Annotated in this window: 17 protein-coding genes; 4 read left to right on the top strand and 13 right to left on the bottom strand. The window is 73.4% G+C overall.

Annotation, left to right across the window (positions count from 1 at the left end; genetic code table 11):
- Positions 1 to 33: 33 nt before the first annotated feature.
- From ACN27J_RS28230 to ACN27J_RS28215, 4 genes are all read right to left on the bottom strand, one after another.
- Positions 34 to 3,384: a UvrD-helicase domain-containing protein gene (locus ACN27J_RS28230; protein ID WP_421370884.1), complete on the bottom strand. Its 3,351-nt coding sequence runs from the start codon at positions 3,382 to 3,384 to the stop codon at positions 34 to 36.
- Positions 3,381 to 6,800 carry an ATP-dependent helicase gene (locus tag ACN27J_RS28225; protein ID WP_421370882.1) on the bottom strand — a complete coding sequence of 1,140 codons (3,420 nt, stop codon included), beginning with the start codon at positions 6,798 to 6,800 and terminating at the stop codon, positions 3,381 to 3,383. Before ACN27J_RS28225 ends, ACN27J_RS28230 begins: the two co-directional genes overlap by 4 nt.
- An 82-nt stretch (positions 6,801 to 6,882) precedes the next feature.
- Positions 6,883 to 7,428 carry a TIGR00730 family Rossman fold protein gene (locus ACN27J_RS28220; RefSeq protein ID WP_421370880.1) on the bottom strand — a complete coding sequence of 182 codons (546 nt, stop codon included), beginning with the start codon at positions 7,426 to 7,428 and terminating at the stop codon, positions 6,883 to 6,885.
- A 5-nt stretch (positions 7,429 to 7,433) separates the two neighbouring features.
- Positions 7,434 to 8,354 (bottom strand): TIGR00730 family Rossman fold protein, encoded by a 921-nt coding sequence (locus ACN27J_RS28215; protein ID WP_421370878.1) that lies wholly within the window; start codon positions 8,352 to 8,354, stop codon positions 7,434 to 7,436.
- A 236-nt stretch (positions 8,355 to 8,590) separates the two neighbouring features.
- Here ACN27J_RS28215 and ACN27J_RS28210 point away from each other — a divergent pair, with 236 nt between their 5' ends.
- Positions 8,591 to 8,740: a hypothetical protein gene (locus tag ACN27J_RS28210; protein WP_278167180.1), complete on the top strand. Its 150-nt coding sequence runs from the start codon at positions 8,591 to 8,593 to the stop codon at positions 8,738 to 8,740.
- Positions 8,741 to 8,747: 7 nt separating this feature from the next.
- Here ACN27J_RS28210 and dapE read toward each other — a convergent pair whose 3' ends face one another.
- Positions 8,748 to 9,821, bottom strand: a complete 1,074-nt coding sequence (gene dapE, locus ACN27J_RS28205; protein ID WP_421370875.1) for a succinyl-diaminopimelate desuccinylase — start codon at positions 9,819 to 9,821, stop codon at positions 8,748 to 8,750.
- 108 nt (positions 9,822 to 9,929) lie between these two features.
- On the opposite strand from dapE, the gene dapD reads away from it, so the two are divergent.
- The gene (gene dapD / locus ACN27J_RS28200; protein ID WP_278167178.1) at positions 9,930 to 10,886 is read left to right on the top strand and encodes a 2,3,4,5-tetrahydropyridine-2,6-dicarboxylate N-succinyltransferase; all 957 of its coding nucleotides are present in this window, start codon (positions 9,930 to 9,932) and stop codon (positions 10,884 to 10,886) included.
- A 102-nt stretch (positions 10,887 to 10,988) separates the two neighbouring features.
- On the opposite strand, the gene ACN27J_RS28195 is transcribed toward dapD, so the two are convergent.
- From ACN27J_RS28195 to fdxA, 5 genes are all read right to left on the bottom strand, one after another.
- Complete coding sequence (locus tag ACN27J_RS28195) at positions 10,989 to 14,465, bottom strand: S8 family serine peptidase (protein ID WP_421370874.1); 3,477 nt, start codon at positions 14,463 to 14,465, stop codon at positions 10,989 to 10,991.
- A 154-nt stretch (positions 14,466 to 14,619) separates the two neighbouring features.
- Positions 14,620 to 17,742, bottom strand: coding sequence for a putative bifunctional diguanylate cyclase/phosphodiesterase (locus ACN27J_RS28190; RefSeq protein ID WP_421370872.1), 3,123 nt, complete (start codon positions 17,740 to 17,742; stop codon positions 14,620 to 14,622).
- Between the two features lie 192 nt (positions 17,743 to 17,934).
- Positions 17,935 to 18,597, bottom strand: a complete 663-nt coding sequence (locus ACN27J_RS28185) for an SIMPL domain-containing protein (RefSeq protein WP_282234001.1) — start codon at positions 18,595 to 18,597, stop codon at positions 17,935 to 17,937.
- Between the two features lie 9 nt (positions 18,598 to 18,606).
- A complete protein-coding gene (dapC, locus tag ACN27J_RS28180; RefSeq protein WP_421370869.1) occupies positions 18,607 to 19,731 on the bottom strand; it encodes a succinyldiaminopimelate transaminase in 1,125 nt (374 codons plus the stop codon).
- Positions 19,732 to 19,748: 17 nt separating this feature from the next.
- Positions 19,749 to 20,075, bottom strand: a complete 327-nt coding sequence (gene fdxA, locus ACN27J_RS28175; protein WP_233606480.1) for a ferredoxin — start codon at positions 20,073 to 20,075, stop codon at positions 19,749 to 19,751.
- Positions 20,076 to 20,155: 80 nt separating this feature from the next.
- Between fdxA and ACN27J_RS28170 the strand changes: the two genes are divergently transcribed.
- On the top strand, positions 20,156 to 21,235 hold the full coding sequence (locus ACN27J_RS28170; protein ID WP_421370866.1) for a GNAT family N-acetyltransferase: 1,080 nt from the start codon (positions 20,156 to 20,158) through the stop codon (positions 21,233 to 21,235).
- Here the strand turns inward: ACN27J_RS28170 and ACN27J_RS28165 are convergent.
- The 3 genes from ACN27J_RS28165 to mshB form a co-directional block, all read right to left on the bottom strand.
- Positions 21,204 to 21,668: a hypothetical protein gene (locus tag ACN27J_RS28165; protein WP_421370864.1), complete on the bottom strand. Its 465-nt coding sequence runs from the start codon at positions 21,666 to 21,668 to the stop codon at positions 21,204 to 21,206. The genes ACN27J_RS28170 and ACN27J_RS28165 overlap by 32 nt on opposite strands.
- A gap of 115 nt (positions 21,669 to 21,783) precedes the next feature.
- Positions 21,784 to 22,269, bottom strand: a complete 486-nt coding sequence (locus ACN27J_RS28160) for a hypothetical protein (protein WP_421370862.1) — start codon at positions 22,267 to 22,269, stop codon at positions 21,784 to 21,786.
- Positions 22,266 to 23,159 carry an N-acetyl-1-D-myo-inositol-2-amino-2-deoxy-alpha-D-glucopyranoside deacetylase gene (gene mshB, locus ACN27J_RS28155; RefSeq protein WP_421370860.1) on the bottom strand — a complete coding sequence of 298 codons (894 nt, stop codon included), beginning with the start codon at positions 23,157 to 23,159 and terminating at the stop codon, positions 22,266 to 22,268. Before mshB ends, ACN27J_RS28160 begins: the two co-directional genes overlap by 4 nt.
- A 78-nt stretch (positions 23,160 to 23,237) precedes the next feature.
- Between mshB and ACN27J_RS28150 the strand changes: the two genes are divergently transcribed.
- On the top strand, positions 23,238 to 25,460 hold the full coding sequence (locus ACN27J_RS28150; RefSeq protein ID WP_421370858.1) for a prolyl oligopeptidase family serine peptidase: 2,223 nt from the start codon (positions 23,238 to 23,240) through the stop codon (positions 25,458 to 25,460).
- The last annotated feature ends 28 nt before the right edge of the window (positions 25,461 to 25,488 follow it).

Here is a 25,488-nt window from a genome sequence, read left to right as displayed (position 1 = left end):
ACGGGGAACCAATACTGCAACAGCGTCAGGCTATCACGAATCCGGCGCGTCACCCAGCAACGGCAGATCACTGATCAGCTTCGCCAGCCCGGCCCGGTCCAGCAGGTCCGCCGGGCGCACGGTGACGCCGTCGCGCACGTAGTGGAACGCCGCCCGGACCTGCTCCACCGGCACCCCGGCCAGGTCCGCCCAGGCCAGCCGGTACGCGGCGAGCTGCACCGCCGCCGCGGCCTCGGCCACCCCGGTCGGTTGCCGGCCGGTCTTCCAGTCGACCACGTCGTACCGGCCACCCGGGCCGGCGAACACCGCGTCCATCCGGCCACGGACCACCACCCCGGAGATCACCGTGGCGAACGGCACCTCCACCTCGACCGGCACCCGGCCGGCCCACTCACTGGCCAGGAACCGCTCCTGCAGCTCCAGCAGGGCGTCATCGGGTGCGGCGTCGGCGTCGGCGGCACCGGGCAACTCGTCGACGTCCAACAGCCGGTCCGCGCCGAAGCGCTGCTCCAGCCAGGTGTGGAACGCCGTCCCCCGGCGGGCGTACGGGTCCGGTCGACCGGGCAGCGGCCGGCGCAACGTGCGGGCCAGCCCGAACCGGTCCCGGCGCAGGGCCACCAGCTGCGATACCGACAACTGGTCCGGCAACGGCACGTCCACCGGCCCGACCCCGTGGGCCAGCCGGTCCCGCTCGGCGAGCAGGATCCGGGCCTCCGCCCACCACCCCGCCGAGGGCTGATCGTCCGGCGGGTCGACCGGCCGGTCCATCGCCTGGCGGACCAGGTTCGCGGCCTCCGCCATCCGGGGCCGCTGCGCGCCCAGCGGGTCGGCCGGCCACTCGGCCCGTACCGTCACCTCGTCGATCGGGTTCGCCGCACCCGGCAGCGGCTCCGGCGCCCAGTGGTCCACCACTCCCGCGCCGGCCAGGCAGTCGTCGTGGATCTCCCTGAGGAACACCGACGGCCCGCGGTGCCGTTTCACCCCGGCACCCCACCAGTAGCCGGAGCAGAGCAGCAGCCGGCGCGGCCGGGTGACCGCCACGTACGCCAGCCGCCGCTCCTCCCGCTCGTCGTGCTCGCGCCACCGCTTGCCGAACTCGGTGAGCTCCCGCTCCACCGCCTTCTGGTCCTCGGCGTCGTCGAGGTCCAGCGCCGGCAGGCCGTCCGCGTCGCCGCGCAACGGGAACGGCAGCACCCCGAGGCCGTACAGGTAGTGGTCCGAGCCACGCACCGCGCCCGGCCAGACGTCGCGGGTCAGCCCGGCCACCGCCACCACGTCCCACTCCAGGCCCTTGGCGGCGTGCGCGGTGAGGATCTGCACCGCGCCGGAGACCACGTCGATCTCGCCGGGGCTCAGCCCGCGTTCCTCGTCCTCGGCGGCGTCCAGGAACGCCAGGAACGCCGACAGGGTCGCGGTGTCCGACTCACCGGCGAACCGGGCCGCGACGTCACCGAGCGCGTCCAGATGCCCGCGGGCCAGCCCGGCGTCCCCGCCGCCGGCCCCGCCCGCCCGCACCGCCACCTCAACGTCCAGGCCGGTGGTCCGCTCGACGTCGGCGATCAGGTCCGGCAACGACTGGTCCAGGCGTTGCCGCAGCAGGGCCAGCTCCCGGCCGTACCCGCGCAGCCGGGCGTAGCCCTCCGCCGAGTACAGCTGGGCCGGCCCCGGATCGGCCAACGCCTCGACCAGGCTGGCCTCGTCGAGCCGGTCGACGACGATCTCCGGCTCGGCCGCCCCGGCCCGGGGCAGCTCCCGCCGGGCGTCGGCGATCGCCCGGGCCCGCCGGTGCAGCGCCACCAGGTCCCGGGGACCGATCCGCCACCGGGCCCCGGTCAGCAGCCGCAGCAGCGCCGCGCCGTCGGTCGGATCGGCCAGCACGCGCAGCGTACTGACGACGTCGCGGACCTCCGGGGTGTCCAGCAGGCCGCCGAGACCGACCACCTCGACCGGCAGGCCGCGGGCCCGCAGCGCCGCCTCGACCGCCGGGATCTGGCTGCGCACCCGGACCAGCACCGCGCTGGTCGGCCGGGCGTCGACCGGGATCTCGTCGCCGCGACCCGGCTCGACGCCGGCCGCCCCCCGCCAGGCCGCCAACATGCCGTCGGCGATCCACTCGGCCTCGTCGAGCACCGTGTCCAGCAGCGCGCAGTGCACCGTCGCGGCCGGCGCGCCCCGGGCCGTGCGGCCCGGAATCGGCGGGGCGACCTTCGCGGCGGCGGCCAGCGCCGCCACCCGGGCCCCGGCGGTCCGCAGCGGGCCGGACAGCTGGTTGGCGACGCTCAGGATCTCCGGCCGGTTACGCCAACTGGTGGTCAGCGTCAGCGACCGGGCCGGGGCGCCGTCGGCGCGGGCGAACTCGCCGGGGAACCGGTCCAGGGTGCCGGCGCTCGCCCCGCGCCAGCCGTAGATCGACTGGCACGGGTCACCGACCGCGACCACCGGATGCCCGCCGCCGAACAGCGACCGCAGCATCACCACCTGGGCGTGGCTGGTGTCCTGGTACTCGTCGAGCAGCACCACCCGGTAGCGGTCCCGCTCCAACTCGCCCACCGCCGGATGGTCCCGGGCCACCTGCGCCGCCCGAGACATCTGGTCGGCGAAGTCCATCGCCTCGAAATCGGCCTTGCGCTGCTGGTACGCCCGGACCAGCGGCAGCAGGCGCAGCCGGATCTGCTGGATGGTCAGCGCCCGCCGCACGTCGGCGTACACCCGGCCGGGCCGGGACTGCACCTCGGCGAAGAACCGGCCGGTCCAGCCGGCCAGCTGGTCCGGGGTGACCAGGTGTTCGGCCAGCTCCCCGGCGAGCGCCAGCACCGCGTCGGTGACCGTGCCCGGTGCCCGGTCCACCTCGGACATGTCACCGTCGTAGTTGCGGACCAGGAAGTCGACGATCTGCCAGCGGGACGCCTCGGTGAGCAGCCGGGCCGACGGCTCGTACCCGGCCCGCAGCCCGTGTTCGGTGACCACCCGGGCGGCGTACGAGTGGTAGGTGGCCACCATCGGCTCGCCGGCCAGCGGATCCTCCTCCGCCCGGCGGCCCTGCCGGCCGAGCTGGCGGACCAGCTGTCCGAGCCGGGTCCGGATCCGGTGGGCCAGCTCACCGGCGGCCTTACGGGTGAAGGTGAGGCCGAGCACCTGCTCCGGGCGTACCTGGTCGTTGGCGACCAGCCAGACCACCCGGGCGGCCATCGTCTCGGTCTTGCCGGACCCGGCCCCGGCGACCACCAGCAGCGGCTCCACCGGGGCGGCGATGATCGCCGCCTGCTCCGGGGTCGGTGGCGGCAGTTTCAGCAGCCGGGACAGCTCCTGCGGGGTGTAGCGCGGCCCGGCGTCGGCCCGACGACGCGGCGACGGGGTGGCGGCGAACAGCGACTGTTGAGTCATCCGCGCTCCCCTGGCGGCTCGGCGGCTGGCGGCTCGACGACCTGCCGGCCCTTGCCGGAGACCGGGCAGCTGGTCTTCACCGGGCAGACCCGGCAGCTGGAGTTGGCCACCGCGGAGAACGTCGACGCCGCCATCGTCTGCGCGGTACGGCGCACCATCGCCGTCGCCCAACCGGCGTCGTCGGTGTCGGCCAGCGGCTCCTGCTGCTGCTCCTTCGCCTCCTTCACCGGGGTACCGAGCTGGACCAGCGCCGCGCCACCGGCGTCGTCGCCGTACTCGGCGAACGCCCCCGCCTCGACCGCCGCCTGGTAGGCACCGAGTTGCGGATGCTCGGCCAGCTCGGCGGCGGTGACCGAGGTCGACTTGCCGGTCTTGAGGTCGATCACCACCAGCCGGCCGTCGGCGTCGATCTCCAACCGGTCCACCCGGCCGGTCAGCTCCACCGGCTGCCGCGGGTCGTCCAGCCGTACGGTGAACTCGTGCTCGATCGCGAGCAGCCGGCGCGGGTTGCTGGCCAGCCAGCGCAGCAGCTTGTCGACCATGCCTTCGGCGCGGGCCAGCTCCGGGCCGGCCATCCAGCGGGCGGCCAGGTCGATCGCGTCGAACCGGGCGGCGACGTACTCCAGCAGTTTCGCCCGGTCGACACTGGCGTCCTCGGCGAGCATCGCCGCCGCGTGCACCAGGTTGCCGACGCCGGCCGCCGCGCTCGGCTCGCCCCGGCCGCCGTGGCGTTCCAGCAGCCAGCGCAGGCTGCACCGCAGCGCGCTCTCCATGGTCGACGGGGTGACCCGGACCGACTCGCCCTCGTCGACCAGCGGCCGGTCGTCGGACAGCGGCCGCAGCCCCCACCAGTCGTCCGGGTGCGCGCCGGGCACCCCGGCGACGGCCAGCCGGCCGAGCACCGCCGCCGCCTCGTGCCGGCGCTGCGGCTGCGCCGTCTGGTCGGCGACCACGGTACGCAGCTCGGCGACCAGCGCCGGCAGGGTGAGCGACCGGGGCGGCCGACCGACCGGCAGGGTCGGCAGCTCCTCGCCGTCGGCGTCCACCGTCGACACGCCCAGCTCGTGCAGGAATCGGCTCGGCTGTTCCTCGTGGTCCAGCCCGCCGACCCCGGCGGAGGCGACCGCGGTGACCAGCAGCCGTCGGCGGGCCCGGGTCACCGCCACGTAGAACAGCCGCCGCTCCTCGTCGAGCAGCGCCGACGTCTGGGCGACCAGCGACGCGGTGAGCCCGGCGCCGTCGGCCCGGCCGGTCAGCACGTCGACCAGCCGTTCCGAACCGAGCAGGCTGCCGCGCAGCCGCAGGTCCGGCCAGACGCCCTCCTGCACCCCGGCGACCGCCACCACGTCCCATTCCAGGCCCTTGGCGGCGTGCGCGGTGAGCAGCCGGACCGCCTCGCCGCGATCGCCGCTCGGCGCCAGTGTGTCGGCCGGCAGCTGCTGGCCGAGCACATGGTCGAGGAAGACCTCGGTGCGGGCACCCGGCAGCCGGTCGACGAACCGGGCAGCCGCGTCGAAAAGCGCCATCACCGCGTCGAGGTCCCGGTCCGCCGCCGCGGCCCGCCACCGCGCCCCGGCGTCGGTCACCCCACCGACCGGTACGGTGCCGGCCGGCCCGGCCGGCGTCCGGCCGCGCAGAATCGCGCCGAACCACCGGTCGGCCAGCCCGCTGGTCTGCCACACCGCCCAGAGCACGTCCTCGGCGGTCGCACCCGGCCGGGCCGCGGTGTCCCGCGCGGTGGCCAGCAGCGCCGCGACCGCCTGCGCCGGTGCCGCCCAGCGGCGTTCGATCGCGGCCAGCTCCGCCGGATCACGCAACGCGTCGACCAGCAGTTCGCCGGAGGGACGGCGGTCGCCGGCGGCCAGCGCCAGGGCCCGCAGCCCTTGCCGCAGCCGCCGCTCGGCCAACGGATCCGCCCCGCCCAGCGGGGAGTGCAGCAGGGCGACCGCCGCCTCCTCGTCCAGCCGGTCCGGCTCCAACGCGCAGCGCAGCAGCAACAGCAGCGGCGCCACCGCCGGCTGCCGGTGCAGCGGCAGGTCCTCGGCGTGCACCACGGTCGGCACGCCGGTGACGTGCAGCGCCCGCTGCAGCGGCGGCAGTTGCAGCGTGGTCGAGCGCACGATCACCGCCATCCGGGACCACGGCACCCCGTCGATCAGATGCGCCACCCGCAGCGCATGCGCCAGGTAGCCGGCCTCGCTGGTCGACGAGCGGAACACCCGTACCGCCACGGCGTCGCCGCTGTCGGCCGTCGCGCCGGTGTCCGGGGCGGGGCGCAGCTCGCGGTGGCCGGCCGGGCCGCGCAGCCGCCGGGCCACCCGGGCGGTGGCCGCCAGCAGCTCCGGGTCGGTGCGGTAGCAGACCGGCAGCAGGATCTGCCGGGCGGGCGCGCCCGAGGCGGTCCGGAACCGGTGCCCGAACGCCGGCACGATGCCCGGATCGGCACCCCGGAACGCGTACGTCGAGGAGTCCGGGTCGGCGAACGCGACCAGCGGCCGCCCACCACCGGCGAGCAGACCGAGCAGCTCGACCTGCGCCGGGTCCGTATCGGCCAGCTCGTCGACGTAGACGTAGGACAGCCGGCCGCGTTCGGCCTCCAGCAGCGGCGGATCGTCGGTGAGCAACCCGGTGGCGGCCCGGACCAGCTCGGCGTGGTCGTAACCGATCGAGCCCCGGTTGCTGACGTCGCGCAGCGCGAGGACCGCGACGTACTGACGCAGGAAGCGGGCCGCCGCCGGCCAGTCGGCCCGGCCCAGCCGTTCACCGAGCCGGGCCAGCTCGACCGGCCCGACACCGCGTTCGGTGGCCCGCTGCAGCAGGTCTCGCAGCTGAGTGGCGAACGCCCTGGTGGGTAGGGCGGCGCGCAGCTCCGGCGGCCAGCCGACCGGGTCGCCGATCTGGTCACCGGCCTGATCCCCGGCCGGTCCGGTGGAGCCGGTGTTGGCGGCCGGGCCGTCCGGGCCGACGGCCCCCGGCTGTGGGCCGGCCACGTCCAGTAGCTCACGGATGATCAGATCCTGCTCGGGGCCGGTGAGCAGCCGCGGCGACGGCTCGCCCCGTTCGGCGGCGGCCCGGCGCAACAGGCCGAACGCGTAGCCGGGAAACGTGCGTACCAGGGGTTCGTGCAGCACCCGCCGGGAGCCGGCGGCGATCGCCGCCTCGATCCGCCGGCGCAGTGCCACGGCGGCCCGCCGGTTGAAGGTGAGCACCAGGATCCGCTCCGGGTCGGTCCCCTCGGCGACCCGGGTGGCGACCGCGTCGACCAGGGTACTGGTCTTGCCGGTCCCCGGACCGCCGACGACCAGCAGCGGCCCGTCGGTGTGCGTGACCACCGCCTGCTGCGCGGGGTCGTCGAAGCGCGCCGGCTCGGCCTGCGCCGGCCGGCGGACCAGCCGGTACGCCTGCACGCCGCTCATCTCACCACGACGATGGGACAGCTGTCGGCAGCCGGGTGGCCGGCACGCCGGGAGGTGGGCACACCGGACGGCGCGGACCCGGTCAACCTAACCGGGCCTCGATCTCGTCCAGCGCCACCGGCACCGAATCGACGACGATCAGCATCTCCCGGGCCGACCGCCCGACGAACGCCGTCTCCGCCAACGCCGTCAGCCAGTCCAGCAGCCCCTGGTAGAAGCCGTCGGTGTCGACCAGCACCACCGGTTTGCGGTGCAGCCCGAGCACCGCCGTGGTCCACACCTCGAACAGTTCGTCCAGGGTGCCGAGGCCGCCGGGGAGGGTGACGAACGCATCCGACTTCTCGATCATCAGCGTCTTGCGGCTGGCCATCCCGTCGGTGACGACGAGTTCGTCGGAGTGGGTGTCGGCCACTTCCAGGTCGACCAGCGACTGCGGGATCACCCCGAGGGTCCAGCCGCCGCCGGCCCGGGTACCATCCGCGAGCGCACCCATCATGCCGACACAGCCGCCGCCGGAGACCAGGGTGTGCCCACGTCGGGCCAGCTCCCGCCCGGTCTCGGCGGCCAGGTCGAGCCACCGCTGCTCGAGAGTGCGCGACGAGGCGCAGAAGACTCCGATCGCGGCCATCCGTGCTACTCCTCTCCTTCCGCCGGCCGGTGGTACCCGGCCGGCGCCCGTTCGCCGGCCTGCCGCTCGGCCTCGATCTGGGCGTGCGCCGTCTGACGCAGCGCCGCCTGCTCGGCGGCGAGTGCGGCATCCGCGTCGACGATGTGCCGTACCGCCTCGGCGACGTCGTCGGTCAGGCAGAGCAGGTCGAGGTCGGCGTCGCCGATCCGCCCCTGCGCCTGCATCGTGTCACGCAGCCAGTCGACCAGTCCGGACCAGTACCCGGTGCCCATCAGCACCACCGGGAACCTGGTCACCTTGCCGGTCTGCACCAGGGTGAGCGCCTCGAACAACTCGTCCATGGTGCCGAACCCGCCGGGCAGCACCACGAACGCCTGGGCGTACTTGACGAACATGGTCTTGCGGGCGAAGAAGTAGCGGAAGTTGATGCCCACCTCCACCCATTCGTTGATGCCCTGCTCGAACGGTAATTCGATGCCGAGCCCCACCGACACGCCGCCGGCCTCGGTGGCACCCCGGTTGGCCGCCTCCATCACACCGGGACCGCCGCCGGTGATCACGGCGTAGCCGGCACCGGCGAGCGCCCGGCCCAGTTCTTCGGCGAGCCGGCATTCAGGGCTGTCCGGCGCGCTGCGGGCTGACCCGAAAACGCTGACCGCCGGCGGCAGATCAGCGAGAGTGTCGAACCCTTCGACGAACTCCGACAGGATTCGCAGCGCCCGCCAGGAATCCTTGGTCTTCCATTCGCCACGGGCCCGTGAATCGAGCAGACCCTGATCGGCGGTGCTGCGACGGACCGCTTCCCGGCGCAGGGTCACCGCGCCCCGGTGCCGCTCCGACCCCGGTTCGTCGGGTGTCGGGCCGACCCGGTCCGGTCCCGGTCGGGATTGGTCGTCTGGCGCGCGATAGTTGTTCGACTGGTCCATCTGGACAACCGTAGTGGGCGGCGTGCCGTGCTTGACGTGGCCGCCCGCGCGTGTCCAGTGCGGACGCCGAACCGCCCGCTGCGACGCTCACCCGGCCCACGACGAAAAAGGTGATGTCAATCTTGCGTCAAGTGCAACCAAATCGGCTGCGGCTACGTCTCCATTAACAGATACTGGGTGCGCCGGACGGTGGGGAGGACGCCGTCACGGCACCTTCGGGGGGAGGAGTAGTCATGATGACACGTAGCGAACTCATCCGGGTCCGGCGGCAGATGCACCGCCGGATCCGTGTCGTGGTGGCCGAGCGCCGGGTCGCCGGCGGGCGAGCGCTTCCGGCTGAGCCGGTGGACGACGCCGTCGAGCAGGAGCCGGCACTGCTGCGGTGATCCCGGTTCACTCCGGCGTCAGCCAACGCCGGAGTGTCTCGGCACCTTGCTGAATCTTGTCGATCTCCACGTGCTCGTCGCGGGCGTGCGCCAGGTTGGGGTCGCCGGGGCCGAAGTTGAGCGCCGGGATGCCCAGCGCGGCGAACCGGGCGACGTCGGTCCAGCCCAGCTTCGCGACCGGCGGCTCGCCGACCGCGGCGAGGAACTCCCGCGCCGGTGCCGACGTCAGTCCGGGCAGCGCCCCGCCGGCGCAGTCGACCACCTCGACGTCGAACCCGGCGAAGACCTCTCGGACGTGCTGCTCCGCCTGCTGCCCGTCGCGGTCCGGCGCGAACCGGAAGTTGACCTCGACGTCGCACCGGTCCGGGATCACGTTGCCGGCCACCCCGCCGCCGATCCGGACCGCGTTCAGCCCTTCCCGGTACTCGCATCCGTCGATGGTGACGGTCCGCGCCGAATAGTCGCCCAGCCGGCGCAGCACCTCACCGGCGGCGTGGATGGCGTTCACCCCACGCCAGGACCGGGCCGAGTGGGCCCGGCGGCCGGTGGTGCCGACCACCGCCCGCAGGGTGCCCTGGCAACCGGCCTCGACGACGCCGTGGGTCGGCTCGTGCAGCACCGCGAAGTCGGCCGACAGCCACTGCGGGTGGGCCTCGGCCACCAGACGCAGCCCGTTGAACCGTGAGTCGATCTCCTCTGCCTCGTAGAACAGGTAGGTGACGTCGTACCTCGGCTCGGCGACCGTGGCGGCCAGATGCAACGCGTGCGCCACCCCGGACTTCATGTCCGAGGTGCCGCAGCCGTAGATCAGGCCGTCGACCACCCGGGACGGGAAGTTGTCGGCCAGCGGCACGGTGTCCAGATGCCCGGCGAGCACCACCCGTCGGGAACGCCCCAGCTCGGTCCGGGCCATCACCGTGTTGCCGTACCGCCCGGTGGTGAGCCAGGGCACGACGGACAGCGCCTGCTCCACGCAGTCGGCGATCCGCTGCTCGTTGCGCGACACCGACTCGATGTCGACCAACGCGCGGGTCAGGGTCACCGGATCGGCCAGGACCTCGGGGGTCAGCGGGTTCACCATGGCTGGCACGGTACCGTCTCGGCAGGGTCGACTCGTCCGCTGATCACCCGGATCGCCCGGACGTCGGCCCGGTGGTGACTCGTACCCCGATCGGAAGGCGACAGTTCGGTGACGGTTTCGACGCAGCCCGCCTGGGGCATCGGCCTGGCCACCTGCACGGAGCAGGGGCAGGTGCTGGACACCTGGTATCCGGTCGGCCAGCTGGGGCTCGGCGAGCGTCCGCCAGCCGCGAACGGCAGCACACCGGCCGGGCTGCCCGGCGCGGTGGTCGGCCCCCGGGCACTGCCCGGACTGCGTACCGAGATCGTGGTCGTCGAGATCGGCTCGTTGGCCGACCCGATCGCCGACGCCGCCGACGCGTACCTGCGCCTGCACCTGCTCTCCCACCGGCTGGTCCGGCCGAACGAGCTCAACCTGGACGGCATCTTCGGCCGGCTGGCCAACGTCGCCTGGACCTCCGCCGGTCCGTGCCCGCCGGACCGGGTCGACGAGCTGCGGCTGATCGAGCGGGCCGCCGGGCGGCACCTGGCGGTGTACGGGGTGGACAAGTTCCCCCGGATGACCGACTACGTGGTGCCGTCCGGGGTGCGGATCGCCGACGCCGACCGGGTACGGCTCGGCGCCCACCTGGCGTCCGGGACGACCGTCATGCACGAAGGCTTCTGCAACTTCAACGCCGGCACGCTCGGCACCTCGATGGTCGAGGGGCGGATCGTCGCCGGTGTGGTGGTCGGCGACGGCTCCGACGTCGGGGCCGGCGCGTCGATCATGGGCACCCTCTCCGGTGGCGGCACCGAAAAGGTACGCATCGGCGAGCGCAGCCTGCTCGGCGCGAACGCCGGCATCGGCATCTCGCTGGGCGACGACTGCGTGGTCGAGGCCGGCTGCTACATCACCGCCGGCTCCAAGGTGACCCTGCCGGACGGCCGGGTGGTCAAGGCCCGCGAGTTGTCCGGCGTCGACGGGCTGCTGTTCTGGCGCAACTCGGTCACCGGCGCGCTGGAGGCCCGGCCGCGTACCGGTGCCGGCATCCAGCTCAACGAGGCACTGCACGCCAACAGCTGACCGTGGGACCGGCCGGTGCGGTGAGCCGGTGGCGGCTCCGCCGAGGTCGGCCGGTGCCCCACCCGCCCCCGTTGCGGCGGGCAGGGCACCGGCCGGCGCGGGTCAGCGCCGCGCGATCCGGTACGCCTGGACGATCGTCTGCCGTGCCGTGTTGCCGGCCCGGTCGGTGACCGACGCCCGCAGCGACACGAAACCGTCCCGGTCCGGATGGTGGACCGTCGCGGTCCAGCCGGCCTTGGCGGACCGTACGTCGGCCGGCAGCCAGGTCCGCCCACCGTCGTAGGACACCTCGACGGTCGGCCGACGGATCCCGATCCCGACCACGCCCGGCTGGTGGGTGACGGTGAACGGGATCTCCATCGCCCGCCCGGCGACGGCGGTGTTGCCGGCGTCCACCGGCGGGGTGAACCGCACCGCCATCACCGGCAGCGCCGCCACCTGGCCACGGGTCACCGGACCGGACGGGAACGTCCACGCCCCGCTGACCGACGTGGAGAAGTCCCCGACGTCGTGCGTCGCCGACACCTCCAGCCGGTAGTCGGCCTGGGCCCGTGGCACCGGGAACCGGCCGTAGCCCGGCTCCGGGCTCTCCCCGATCAGCTTTCCGCTGCGGTACAGCGCGGTCCGCGCGGTCTCCGTCACCACCCCGCCGGGGTGGCCCTGCGCGTCGCCGAACATCGGCACCTGGACGTCGACGACGTTGCCCCGCCGGCTGACCCAGGCACCGTCGCCCGAGACGGCCGGGAACACCGGCCCGTACGGTGCCAGGTTCCAGGTGTCCAGGGTGCGTTTGCCGGGCTGGTGGCGGCTCGGCGGCGAGACCAGCACGGCGGTGTACTCCGGCCAGAGCTGACCGTCCACCGCCCGGCCGAACTCCAGGGAACTCTCCCAGGTCGACGTGCTCGACACGCTGTAGTGCTCCACCCGCACGCTGGGCAGCTCGACCGGGGTCACCAGCGCCCATCCCCCGATGTCCCGCTCGCCGTGGCCGGGGAAGACCAGCCGGTCGGTGAGGTCGCCGTGGCTGACCCCACGGAACCGGTGCCGGACGGTGGCCAGGTCCCGGGGACGGTAGTGCCGGGTGAACCCGGTGGGCAGCCGGTCGGCGAAGAGCTCGCTCAACCCGTAGAAGTACGGGCTGGCGGTGAAGCCGTCCGCGCCGTCCGGTCGCAGCCACTGGCTGGCGATGCTGGCGGTGAACTCGCCCGCGCCCGACGGCCCGCCCTCGTGGGCGGCGGCGAGCCCGTCGAAGGTGTCAGCCAGCACCCCGATCCCGGCACCCGCGTCCGGGGTGCGGTACTGGAAGCTGACGTCGACCAGCGCCGGACGCGCGGTCGACTCGGGCACGGTCATCCGGACCGGGCGGGCGGTACGGGCGTCGAACAGTACGGTGCGGTCACCGTCCAGCCGCAGGTTCGACCGGACCAGGACGGCGAGCTCGTACTCCTGTTCGCCGGTCTGGCGTTGGATCACGCTGGACAGTCCGTACCGGCCGGCGGGCAGCCGGGTGGTGACCCGACCGGAGCCGTCCGAGGTCCACGGCATCGCGTCCACCGGCTGGTCCAGGCCGACCGCGACGGTCCAGTAGTCGTCGGTCGCCACGCCGGCCTGGTTGACGTGGACGAAGGTCAGGTCGTAGCTCTCCACCTCGCGGTGGACGCCGAACGGGGTGACGACGCGCTGGCCGGCGCCGGTGGCGACCAGATGGCCGGAGTAGTAGCCGTCCGGGCCACCGACGCTGGTGTCCGCGGTCAGGGTGACAGCGGCGGTGCCGCCGGCCGGTACGGTCAGCGTGTCGGCACCGGCCCGGAACATCGCCGCCGGCGCGCTGCGGCCGGTCGGGCCGACGGCTTCGACGGAGAGGGTCAGGGTCTGCGGCTCGCTGCCGGTGTTGCGGTAGGTGACCTTCTCGACGATCGCCGGGTCGTCGTGGTGCGGCCAGTCGGCGCGGCCGAACGACACGCTGGCCGGTCGGCTGATCAGCTCCTGGGTGACGGCGCGGGCGACGTCCACCCGGCCGGCACCCTGCGGGTACGCGCCGGTGCCGGAGCGTGGTGCGGCCGACGCCATCAGGCCGGCCTTCAACCGCACGGCGGTCCAGTTCGGCCGGCGCTGGGCGAGCAGCGCGGCGGCTCCGGCCACGTGCGGCGCGGCCATCGAGGTGCCGGAGGCGGCGACGTAGTGCTCGTCGACCGGATCGGCGAGGGTGGTGCCGGCGGCGCGGGCCGCGACGATCCCGACGCCCGGGGCGGTGAGATCCGGTTTGACCGCGTCGTCACCGGTGCGCGGGCCACGGCTGGAGAAGTCGGCGAGCGTGTCGTCGCGGTCCACCGCGCCCACGGTCAGCGCCGCGTCGGCGCTGCCCGGCGAGCCGACGGTGCGGTCCGCGCCGGAGTTGCCGGCTGAGATCACGAAGAGCGCGCCGGTCTGCGCGGTGAGCGTGTCGACCGCCTTCTCCAGCGGATCGGTCTGCGCAGTGTCCGGGCCACCGAGGCTGAGGTTGACGACGGTGGCCCGCTGGTCGGTCGCGGCCCACTGCATGCCGGCCAGGATCGCCGACTCGGTGCACCAGGACGACTCGCACACCTTGCCGGAGATCAGGGTGGCGTCGGGGGCCACACCACGGTTCGCCCCGCCGGAGGCGGCACCGCTGCCGGCGATGATCGAGGCGACGTGGGTGCCGTGGCCGACCCGGTCGGCCGGGTCCGGATCGTCGGTGAAGTTCTCCGACCGGGCCACCTTGCCGGTCAGGTCGGGGTGGTCGGCGTCGACCCCGCTGTCCAGCACCGCGACGGTCACCCCGGCCCCGGTGAATCCGGCGTCGTGGGCGGCCGGCGCACCGATCTGCCCGACGCTGCGGTCGAGCAGCAGTCGCCGTCGGCCGTCCAGCCAGACCCGGGCCAGGCCGGAGGCGGTGGCCAGGGCCCCGGCGCGGCCGGTGGCCTCGCCGGACGCGGCCGGGTCGGTGCCGGTAGGCCCGCCGGACGCGGCCGGGTCGGTGCCGGTAGGCCCGCCGGACGCGGCCGGGTCGGTGCCGGTGACCGCCGCCCAGAAGTCGGTCGCCGCGTGCTTGTCGGCGGTCAGCGCGGCACCGCCGATCGCCGGCAGGTCCCGGGTGATCCGCGCGCCAGCGAGGCCACCGGCGGCCCGGCGGGCGTCGTCGGCCGGGGCGGCGTACTCGACGAGCAGTTTCAGCCGGCCGGTGGCGGCGTCGTGGTAGCCGTACGAGATCAGGTCGGTGATGTTGAACAGTCGCCGGTCCAGCACGCCGGCGCGGATCAGCGGCTGCGCGTCGGCCGGGACCACGTACCGGCCGTCGGAGCTCTGGTAGGTGTGGAACCGCAGGTGGTTTCGGCCTGGGGCGGGTTGGACGGCGGTGCCGGCGCTGGTGACGACGACCCGGTCCCCGGTGACCAGGGTGACCGCGGTCGCGGGGTCGGTACGGACCCGGCTGACCGGGTCGTCGGGGGTCGGTGCCGGTCGGGCGGCGGCCGGTCCCGGTCGGGCGACACCGATCAGCGTCGCGGCCAGTACGGCGACGAGAGCGGCGGCTTGGACTCTCCTGGATGGATTGGACATCGTGAACCTCCCCGGTAGACGCCGGAGCGGCGTCAGGGTCGTGATTCCGAAGCCCCAGGATTACATACCTGGTATGCATCGACCCGGCCCGAAACTCGGGGCAATATGGACATGATTTGCACCCTAAGTCGCTGCACGACTACTTATAGATCATCTATGGGTGGGTCAACCCGACCGGCCGGCCTCCGGCCAGCCAGGCCGCCGCGTCCGCCTCGGCGAGCGGCCGGGAAAACAGATAACCCTGCCCGAAGCCGCACCCCAGATCACCGAGCAGGTTCCGGTCGGCAACCGTCTCGATGCCCTCCGCCACCACCTGCAGACCGAGCGAGTGCGCCAACCGGATGATCCCGTCCACCAACGACCGCTGCCGTTGCGAGAAGGCCATCTCCGCGGTGAACGAACGGTCGATCTTGAGCACGTCGATAGGCAGCTGACGCAGGTAGCTGAGCGAGGAGAACCCCGTACCGAAGTCGTCGATGGCCAGCCGGACACCGAGCTCGCGCAGCTGCGCCAGGTCCGACCAGATCTGGTCGTCGTTCTGCAGCAGCAGACTCTCGGTCAGCTCCAGCATCACCGAGTCCGCCGGCAACCCGGCGGCGATCAACTCGCGACGAACCTTGCCGGTGAAGCCGGCGACCCGGAACTGCCGGGCGGAGACGTTGATGCTGACATACGGGGCCTCACCCACCGGCAGAGCGGCCCGCCACTGGGTGACAGCGGCGAGCGCCCGGCCCAGCACCCAGTCGCCGATCGGCTCGATCAGCCCGGTCTCCTCGGCCACGTCGATGAACTGGTCCGGCCGCAGCAGCCCCAGGTTCGGGTGCCGCCAGCGCAGCAACGCCTCCAGCCCGACGGCGTTGCCGCTGGCCAGCTCGACGACCGGCTGGTACACGACGGCGAAGTCGGACTCCGGCGCCGACCGTTCCAACGCGGTACGCAGCTCCATCCGCCGGATCAAACTCACGTGCAACGCCGGCTGGTACCGCCGCCAGCGTGCCTTGCCCGCACCCTTGGCGACGTAGAGGGCGAGATCCGCGTGCCGCAGCAGTTCGTCGGTGCCCTCGGCGTCCGAGGTGGTGGCGACCCCGACGCTGACCGCGCCACCGACCATCCGGCCGGCGAGCCGGAACGGCTCGGCGAAGGCCGCCACCACCCGCTGCGCCGCCTGCTCGACCTCGGCCGGGTCGGTCGCGTCGTCGACCAGCGCGGCGAACTCGTCACCGCCGAGCCGGGCGGCCGCGTCGGCCGACCCCAGCGTGGCCGCCAACCGGTTCGCCACCGCGACCAGCAGCTCGTCGCCGGCCTGATGGCCCATCGTGTCGTTGACCACCTTGAAATTGTCAAGATCGATGAACAGTACGCCGACCGCGTGCCCGCCGCGCTGGGCGCGGGCCACTGCCTGCTGCACCCGGTCGTGGAACAGCACCCGGTTCGCCAGACCGGTCAACGAGTCGTGGAACGCCCGGTGAGTCAACTCCTGCTCCAGCCGACGTCGCTCGGTGACGTCCCGCAGGGTGAGCACCAGACCGCGTACCGCCCGGTCCGACCGCAGGTCACGGCAGCTCACCTCGACCTGCACGGTGCTACCGTCGGCGTGCCGCAGCCGCCAGTCCGGCCAGTCGTGCGGCTCACCGGAGGAGCGGACCAGGGCCAGCCCTTCGAGCACCCGCCCGTGGTCCGGCGGATCGACCAGGTCGGTCAGCGGGCCGCCGTCCGGTGCCGGCCGACCAAGCACCGTCTGCACCGCCGGGCTGGCGTACCGGACCGCGTCGCCGTCGTCGACGATCAGGATGATGTCCACGCTGTTCTGCACCAGGGCCCGGAAGTACACCTCCGCGTCCCGCCGGTTGATCTCGTCACCCAGCCGGATCCGTTCCAACGCCATCGTGGCGTGGCTGGCGAGCACCTCGATGGCGTCGCGCAACGCGTTGAGGACGCTGGTTTCGGCCGAGACCAGCAGCACCCCGGCTCGCGGACCGGTCACGTCGGGCCGCGGCTGTGCCGGCACCGGACCGGGTGGCCGCTGCTCCGGCAGCACCAACGGGCAGAGCAACGCGAACGGAAACGACCCGAGCTGGTGGGCCAGCATCGGGGTCAGGGTCGGCCGACGCAGCAGCCGGGTACGCCGCACCGCGGCGGTCGACGGCAGCAACGTGCCGGTCGCCGTCGCCGGCACCGACGGACCCCAGACGCTGCTGGCCAGCGCCGGTACCCCGCCGGTGCGGTTGAGCACCAGCACCAGGCGGTGGTCGACGCCCTCCGGCACGATCCGGGCGAGCCCGGACCGCACCGCGCGATCCACCTGCGCCGCGTCGGCCGCCGAGACCAGGGCGGCGCACGCGTCCCGCAGCCCCTGCTCCCGGCGGACCGTCTGACGGTGTGCCGCGAGCACGTCACCGAACCGGCTGAGCACCAACGCGAAGACCACCGCGGAGGTGATGGCCAGCATCGCCCCGTCGCGGATCCGCCCGGTCATCGCCTCGATCAGCAGAATCGACGGCGAGATCATGGTTGCCAGGACCAGCAGCACCGCCCACGGCCGGCTGATCTTGCCCGGCTCGATCTCCGCCGGCTCGGACAGCTGCGCCATCGACGGATGCAGCCCGGCCGCTCCCCAGGTCAGGTACGTCAGCAGCCAGCCGAGTTCGATCGGACCGCCCGGCTGCCACTGCTCGCCGAGCGTCGTCAGTCCGTACAGGATGTCCCCGGTGAGCATGCCGGCGCCTCCGACGAGCAGCAGCACCAGGGCCGGGGTCCGGGGATTCGTCGCCAACAGACGAATCATCACGGCCAGAATCAACAGATCACCGAGGGCGTACGCGGCGAGGATCGACCGTTCGAACGGATCCATCCCGGGAGCGGTGATGTACGGACCGATGATGAAGATCCAGGCCAGTAGCGCGGCGGTGCACAGAAATGTGAGGACGTCGAGCAGCCGCGACCGGTCGCCAAGCATCTGGTTGCCCCGGGTCAGCATGAACAGGCCGACGGCGGTGAGGGCGAATACCGTCAGATAGCACAGCTCGGTGACGATTGAGCCGGGAAGAATCGCGTACGTCGTGTCGCCGGCGGCGAGCATCACCACTGCGGCGGCGAGACTCCACCACGCCGCAGCCCGTTTCGGCCGGTAGCGCCGGATACCGAAGAAGATTCCACCGGCGCTCATCAGACCGAGCGCCGGCCACAGCACCGGATGCCAGCCGGGGGCGAGGAGGATCCCGGCGGACAGCAGGATCATCACCGTGGCATATCCACTGGTGAGCTTCCGGACCGACACGGGCCTCCCCTCAGGCCGGACGTCAACGTGTGGCAACGCCTACAACTGACCCGTCGACGCCCGAGCGATCCATTCACCGCCGGGCAACACATCCACCGCTCGGTTTACCAGTCAGACAACGCGTTGGCCATACTTCTGCCGGGCAATGGTCGGCAACGATGAGACGTCGATCCGGATCGGGCAGTTCGCCGGTCACGTTGGACGCAGTACCGCCGGAGCAGAGATGGTGAATCGGGCCTCCACGACCGCCTGCACCGTCTGCACCTGCGGGTCGAGGTCGAGCTGCGGCGCGGAATCCGCCATCTCGGTCGCGGCGAACGCCCGGGGGGCGCCGCGCAACATCACCGGCTGCGGCGCGGACATCCCGTGGTCGGCCAATTCCACCAGGCCGGTCACCTCCGCCCCGAGCGCGTCGGCGTAGTCGCGTGCCCGGGTGATCGCTTCGGCGATCGCCGCCCGACGGGCCTGGCCCAGCTCGGGGCTGGTCGGCCGCAGCGACCACCACGGCCCACTGACCTGGACCTGGTCCTGACCGGCCAGCCGCATCATCAGCTCACCGAGCACAGTGAAGTCGACAACCGTGACGGTGGTGGTGACGCTGGCGTGGTAGGCGACGACCCGTTCCCCGGAGCGTCGCCACTCAGGCCGCACCAGCAGCGCGCCGGACTCCCGACGCTCGATCGCCGGCCCGTACCCGTCGATCAAGGTACGGACCGCGTCGCCCCGCTCGGCGAGCCGGGCGAGCGTGCCGGAGCGGTCCTTGCCCCGGGCGACGGCGGTCACCCCGAACCGGGCCAACTCGGGTGGGACCTCCCGGGTCACCTCACCGCGCACCGACACCACCGGAGCATCCATCCGGCCAGCCTAGTCGAGCCGGGCGACCGCCGCCGCTACCCGCTCGTCGGTGGCGGTCAATGCCACCCGCACATGGCGCTGCCCGGCCGGGCCGTAGAAGGCACCCGGCGCGACCAGGATGCCGCGGGCGGCGAACCAGTCGGCGGTCGACCAGCTGTCCTCGTCCCGGCTGGCCCACAGGTAGAGACCGGCGGTCGAGTGGGAGATGGTGAAGCCGGCCGCGATGAGCGCCCCTCGGAGCCGGTCCCGGCGGGCCGCGTACCGCCGACGCTGGTCGGCCACGTGCCGCTCGTCGGTGAGCGCGGCGACCATCGCCGCCTGCACCGGAGCCGGCACGATCATGCCAGCGTGCTTGCGCACCGCGAGCAGGTCGTCGACGAGCCGCGGCTCACCGGCGACGAACCCGGCCCGGTAGCCGGCCAGGTTGCTCCGCTTGGACAACGAGTGCACGGCGAGCAGACCGGTCGGATCACCGCCGCAGACGTCGTCGCTGAGCACCGAGACCGGCTGCGCCTCGAAGCCGAGGGTCTGGTAGCACTCGTCGCTGGCCACCACCGCCCCGCGCTCGCGCGCCCAGTCGACGACCTTGCGCAGATGCCCGCTCGGCAGCACCTGGCCGGTCGGGTTGCCCGGCGAGTTGACCCAGACCAGCCGGACCCGGCTGGACGGCCCGAGCGCGGTCAGCGAGTCGGTCCGTACCACCTCGGCCCCGGCGAGCCGGGCGCCCACCTCGTAGGTCGGGTAGCAGACGGACGGCACCACCACCACGTCACCGGGACCGACCCCGAGCAGGGTGGGCAGCCAGGCGACCAGTTCTTTGGAACCGACCGTCGGGAGCACACCGATCCGGTCGCCGACGGCACCGCACTCGCGTACGCACCAGTCCCGGATGGCCTCGCGCAGTCGCGGGCTGCCGGCCGTCATCGGATAACCCGGGGTGTCCGTGGTGGCGGCCAGCGCCTGCTGGACCACGGCCGGCACCGGGTCGACCGGCGTACCGACCGAGAGGTCCACGATGCCGTCGGGGTGCCGGGCGGCACGCTCCTTGACCGGGGCCAGCCGATCCCACGGAAAGTCCGGCAGACCGGCGGCCGGTGACCCGCCGCCGGTCGGCGCGGACCGCCCGGCGGCCAAGCCCGCCCGCGTCCCGGTCAGTGCGCGTCCCCGCGCGCCGGCTGGGCCGCGACGAACGGGGTGTCCTTCTCGATCTTGCCGACCTTGGAGGCACCGCCCGGCGAGCCGAGATCCTCGAAGAACTCGTAGTTCGCGGTGGTGTACTCCTTCCACTGCTCCGGCACGTCGTCCTCGTAGAAGATCGCCTCCACCGGGCAGACCGGCTCACATGCACCGCAGTCGACACACTCATCGGGGTGGATGTACAGCATCCGATTGCCCTCGTAGATGCAGTCGACCGGGCATTCCTCGATGCACGCCTTGTCGAGCACATCGACGCACGGCTCGGCGATGATGTAGGTCACTGGCCTTCCTTCCCGCACGACATGCCGCGATCGCCCGCGGCACTGACGAGCCTAGTATCTCGCCGGGGAGGGGGTCGATCGTGCTCCGGCCACAAGATGTGGGACACCGCGTGGTAGTCCGAAAAATTATAGGTGTTGGCGGAGATCGTCCGCTCTATACCGACCTACTCGGCCTGCTGGCCGAGCTGACCGAGACCGAACTCACGGTGCTGACCCGCAACGGGCCACGCCGGGTCGCCCTCGCCGACGTGCACCGCAGCAAGCTGGTGCCGCCGACCGCCAATCCGGCGGCCCGTCGCGCGGCGGACCGCGAATCCGCCGCCGTCGCCGAGCTGGAACGGGCCGCGAACCAGACCTGGGCGGCGCCGGTGCAGCAGCGGCTCGGCGACTGGCTGCTGCGCGCCGCCGACGGCTGGACCGGCCGGGCGAACTCGGCGCTGCCGCTCGGCGACCCCGGCTGCCCGCTGCCGGCGGCGGTGGACGCGGTCACCGCCTGGTACGCCGAGCGTGGCCTGCCGGCACAGGTCAACGTGCCGCTGCCGGCCGCCGCCGAGGTCGCTGGCGAACTCGCTCGCCGAGGTTGGCGCAGCGGACCGTTGGTGCTGGTGCAGACCGTGCCGCTGGCCGACCTGCTGGCCCGTACCGCCGGGCCGGGCGAGGACCCGGCGGGCGGTTCACCCGACGGTTCACCCGGCGGCGCAGGCGGTTCACCCGACGGCGGGCCGACGGTACGGCTGGACCACGCGCCGTCGCCGGAGTGGCTCGCCCTGGTAGCGGCCCGCAAATCGGCCGGCGACCCGCTGCCGGCCGCCGCCCGCCGGCTGCTCACCGACGCACCGCAGGTGCGCTTCGCCCACCTGTACGCCGACGGCCAGCTCGTCGCCATCGCCCGGGGCGCTGTCGACGCCGACCACCGGTGGTGTCAGATCGCGCTGCTGGAGGTGCAGCCGGCGGCCCGGCGGCGCGGGCACGCCACCCGGGTGCTGCGGGCCGTCGGCCGGTGGGCCGCCGACGAACTGGCCGCGCCGACCGCGTTCCTGCAGGTCGAACAGCACAACCCGGCGACCGCCCTGTACGCCCGGCTCGGCTTCACCACCCATCACGTCTATCTGCCATGGCAGCCGGCGGTCAGCGACGAACCACCCGACGGGGCTTGTTGAGCTTGGTCTCGGCGTACCGTTCCAGCGACTTGGACCGGTGGTCCCAGCCGAGTGTGATCAGCACCAGATAGCCGAGCAGCACCCCGCCGGCGGAGAAGCCGGCGTACAGCCACACCTGGGAAAAGAACGCGCCCGCCCCGGCCGAGAACGGATGGTCGCCGTTGATGAACGGCCCGACGAAAACGGTGAGCACCAACGCCGCCAGGATCGCCGCCGCGACGTCACCGCTCCACCGCTCGACCGGCCGGTCCCGCCCCCAGACGAAGGCCACCGAGCCGAGCACGACGCCGATCACGACGAACATCGCGAACGAGAGTCTGTCCTGCATCTGCGGGTCGGCGTCGAACCAGAAGCGGACCACCAACCGGGCCACCACATTGGCCGCGAACAGCACCCCGGCGAGTACGCCGACCGGCAGCCAGCGCTGCCTCATCTCCACCTCCCGCACCTAGACCCGCACCGCGTCCACGGCACGCCGGACCGCGCGGGTGTGTCCTCCGGACCACAATTTTCGTACCGAGGATTGTAGGAGCCGGCAGCCGGTCGCGTCAGCCTCCGTCGCTGCGCCGGGCCGGCTGGGCCGGCTGGGCCAGGATCATCCGGAACGCGAGTACGGCGAAGGCGATCGCCCCGGTGAAGATCACCGCGAAGCCCACCCAGTTGTCGCCGGCCAGCAGAATGTCCCCCTCGGTGGTACCGCCAGCGGCCAGCACCATCACCGCGAACCAGGCCGCCGCCGGCAACGTCATCGCCCACCGGGCACCCACCGCGCGGATCGCGAACCAGCTCACCAGCACGTTGCCGGCGATCGCCAGCAGCACCGACGCTCCGACCAGGTGCCCGCCGACCCGTACCGTGGCCAGCAGCAGCTCCAGGACCGCGGACAGCACCGCCGCGACCACCGCGACCACCCCACCGACCGTCCGCAGCCCCAGGTCCACCAGCTCACGCAGGCGGGTGGGGGCCGGAGCCGTCGCCACCGGCGGCGTCGGCTCTACCGCCGACACCTGGCCGGAGACACCGGGCGAGGTCACGGCAGCGGCACCTCGGCGGCCGGCAGCCCGGCGAACAGGTCGGTCTCCCAGCCGTACGGGCCGTCGCCCGGACCCTGCCGGCCGGCGCCGAGGACGAAGTACTCGTAGCCCATGAACTCGCCGCCGACGTTGCCGGCCAGCGCGTAGAGCCACGAATCGGCCGGGATCTGGCTGGCATGCGCCCGCATGGCGGCCTGCTTCGCCTGGTAGTGGGCGGTGCCGTCGATCCGCGCCGCGATCTGCGGATCGGGGGTGCCGAACGGCAGGTCGTCGACGTGTTCGACGCCGGCGAACGGGTTGTTCGACGCGCCCCGGAACGCGTCGATGCCGGCGGCGAGCACGCTCTTCGGCATCGCGGTGAAGTAGATCTTGTCGGGGGCGACACCCTCGGCGGCGGCCAGTTCGGCGGCGCGCATCGTCACCCGGTGGGCCTGGATGTGGTCGGGGTGACCGTAGAAGCCGTTGTCGTCGTAGGTGACCACCACCTGCGGCCGGGTCTCCCGCAGCACCTCGAGCAGCAACCCGGCGGCCTCGTCCAGGTCGGCCTGCCAGAACGCCCGTGGGTGGTCGTTGGTGGGCAGGCCCATCATCCCGGAATCCCGGTACCGGCCGGCACCGCCGAGGAACCGGTGGTCGGTCACCCCGAGCGCCGCACAGGCGGCGTCGAGCTCGGCGATCCGGTACCCGCCAAGCTGGTCGGCCTGATCAGGGGCCAGCCCGGCGAGGCGCGGCAGGTGGATCTCGCCTTCCTCGCCGAGGGTGCAGGTAACCAGGGTGACCTGCGTTCCGGCGGCGACGTACCGGGCCATCAGGGCACCGGTGCCGATCGTCTCGTCGTCCGGATGGGCATGAACCAGGAGAAGCCGTCGCGCGGCGGCGGGGTCGGTCACTCCGGCAACTTTACGCCGGATGGGCACCGGAGTGGATTACCGGTCTCATCGCTGATCAGCCGGTTCTACGATCCGAGAGTGGAATCTCCGGAACATGCCGCCCGTACCCGTGGACCCGTCCGGGGCGCCCCGCACGCGGTGACCGTTGGCGCCGACGGCGCCCGCGTGGTGTTCCTGCGCTCCACCGGCCCGCACGACCCGGCCGCCGGTCTCTGGTCGTTCGAGGTCGACAGCCGCGAACACCGCCGGATCGCCGACCCGACGGTCCTGCTCGGCACCGCGCACACCGCCGGCACCGGGAACACCGCCAGCACCGGGAACACCGCCGGTGCGGGGATCACCCGGTACGCCACCGACCCGGCCGCCCGGGTCGCCGTCTTCGTCCTGGCCGGCCGGCTGTTCCGCGCCGACCTGGTGACCGGCGACGTGATCGAGGTACCGGTGGTCGGCTCGGTCACCGACGCCCGGCCGGACCCGACCGGCAGCCGGATCGCGTACGTGTCGGACAGCGACGCGGACCCGGTCGGGCCGGCCGGCGCGACCGGCGGATCCGGCCGCGATGGAACGGCCCACGACGGATTCAGCGGCAACGGGCCGGGCGGCGGACCGGACCGCGACGGATCCGGCAAGCTCCGGGTCGTCCACCCGGACGGCCGCGACGTGCTGCTCGCCGGCGAGGACGGCGACATCACCTGGGCGCTGCCCGACCCGGCGGCGGCCGACTTCGGCCGGGACCGTGGCTACTGGTGGTCACCGGACGGCCAGAGCATCCTCGCCGCCCGGACCGACCGCACCCGGCTGCCCCGCTGGCAGTACGCCGACCCGGCGCAGCCGCAGCTGCCGGCCCGCAGCCGGCCGTACCCGATGTGCGGTGGCCCGAACGCCGAGGTGACCCTGCACCTGCTCGACCTCGACGGCGGCTGGGTCGACGTGCACTGGGACCGGGAGACCTACCCGTACCTGGTGTCGGTCGACTGGTCCGACGGCGGTCCGCTGATCACCGTGCTGCGCCGGTTGCAGCAGCACGGTCTGGTGCTGTCCATCGACCCACGCACCGGGGAGACCCAGGTGCACGCCGAGCTCGCCGACCCCCGGTGGGTGGAGCCGATCCCCGGCACCCCCTGCCACCTGTCCGACGGCCGGGTGCTGGTCGGCGGGGAACTCGCCCACGACGGGTACGACGCCCGCTGCCTGTTCGCCGACGGCACCCTGCTCACCCCGGCGGCGCTGTACGTACGCCGGGTGGTCGGCCGGCTGCCCGGCCGGCACACCAGCCCGGACCTGCTGATCGAGGCGAGTGACGGGGAACCCAGCGAACAGCACCTCTACCGGGTCCGCACCGCGGCCTCCTCGGGTGGTCTGGACGCGGTCCGGCTCACCAGCAGCCCCGGCTGGCACGTCGCCGCGGTCGGCGGCGCCGTACTGGCCGTCGGTTCGGCCACTCTGGATCAGCCCGGGGTTCGTTGGACGATCTGCCGGGACGACACCGAACTCGGCGTACTGCGGAGCCTGGCGGCCACCCCGGCGGTGACGCCCCGGCCCACGCTGCAACGGGTCACCGACCGTCGGCTGCCGTCCGGTGTGCTGTACCCGCAGTCGCATGTCGCCGGCCGGCGGCTGCCGGTGCTGCTGGAGGTGCACGGCGGACCGGGCCACCAGCAGGTCCGGGCCGAGCGGGCGGGCTGGCTGGCCCGGCAGTGGTGGGCCGACGCCGGCTTCGCCGTGGTGATTGTCGACAACCGGGGTACGCCGGGTGTCGCGCCGAGTTTCGAGAAGGTGGTGCACCGGCGGCTGGCCGACGTGCTGCTCGCCGACCAGGTGGACGCGCTGACCGCGATCGCGGAGAAACATCCCGACCTCGACCTGGACCGGGTGGCGGTGCGGGGCACCGGGTTCGGCGGCTGGCTGGCCGGGCTGGCGGCGCTGCGCCGCCCGGACGTGTTCCGGGCCGCCGTGGCGCGCGACCCGGTCACCGACTGGGCGCTGCTGCGCAGCGGGTACGCCGAACGGTTCCTCGGCCTGCCCGAGGAGGGCGGCGAGATCTACCCGCACCACAGCCTGGTGGAGGTCGCCGCCGAACCGGTGACCGGCAGCGACCAGCTCCGCCCGCTGCTGCTGGTGCACGGGCTGGCCGACGGCGCCGTGCCGGTGGCGCACACCCTGCGGTTGTCCGCCGCGCTGCTGGCCGCCGGCCGACCGCACGCGGTGCTGCCGTTGGCCGCCGGCACCGACCCGGACGCGGCCACCGTGCTGCGCGCCGAACTCGGGTTCATCCGGCAGGCGTTGGGACCGCTCGGCTGAGCGGGGCCGCCAGCGGGCGTCGGGATCG

This window comes from Solwaraspora sp. WMMB762, assembly GCF_049179115.1.
Lineage (GTDB): Bacteria > Actinomycetota > Actinomycetes > Mycobacteriales > Micromonosporaceae > Micromonospora_E.
Note: the sequence above shows the minus strand (reverse complement) of the source record. Positions and strands in the feature narration are given on the sequence as shown.

Excerpts from the sequence above, each read along its gene's own strand:
- ACN27J_RS28230 (WP_421370884.1), bottom strand. The coding sequence starts at position 3,384 with ATGACTCAACAGTCGCTGTTCGCCGCCACCCCGTCGCCGCGTCGTCGG.
- ACN27J_RS28225 (WP_421370882.1), bottom strand. The coding sequence starts at position 6,800 with ATGAGCGGCGTGCAGGCGTACCGGCTGGTCCGCCGGCCGGCGCAGGCC.
- ACN27J_RS28220 (WP_421370880.1), bottom strand. The coding sequence starts at position 7,428 with ATGGCCGCGATCGGAGTCTTCTGCGCCTCGTCGCGCACTCTCGAGCAG.
- ACN27J_RS28215 (WP_421370878.1), bottom strand. The coding sequence starts at position 8,354 with ATGGACCAGTCGAACAACTATCGCGCGCCAGACGACCAATCCCGACCG.
- ACN27J_RS28210 (WP_278167180.1), top strand. The coding sequence starts at position 8,591 with ATGACACGTAGCGAACTCATCCGGGTCCGGCGGCAGATGCACCGCCGG.
- dapE (WP_421370875.1), bottom strand. The coding sequence starts at position 9,821 with ATGGTGAACCCGCTGACCCCCGAGGTCCTGGCCGATCCGGTGACCCTG.
- ACN27J_RS28195 (WP_421370874.1), bottom strand. The coding sequence starts at position 14,465 with ATGTCCAATCCATCCAGGAGAGTCCAAGCCGCCGCTCTCGTCGCCGTA.
- ACN27J_RS28185 (WP_282234001.1), bottom strand. The coding sequence starts at position 18,597 with ATGGATGCTCCGGTGGTGTCGGTGCGCGGTGAGGTGACCCGGGAGGTC.
- ACN27J_RS28165 (WP_421370864.1), bottom strand. The coding sequence starts at position 21,668 with ATGAGGCAGCGCTGGCTGCCGGTCGGCGTACTCGCCGGGGTGCTGTTC.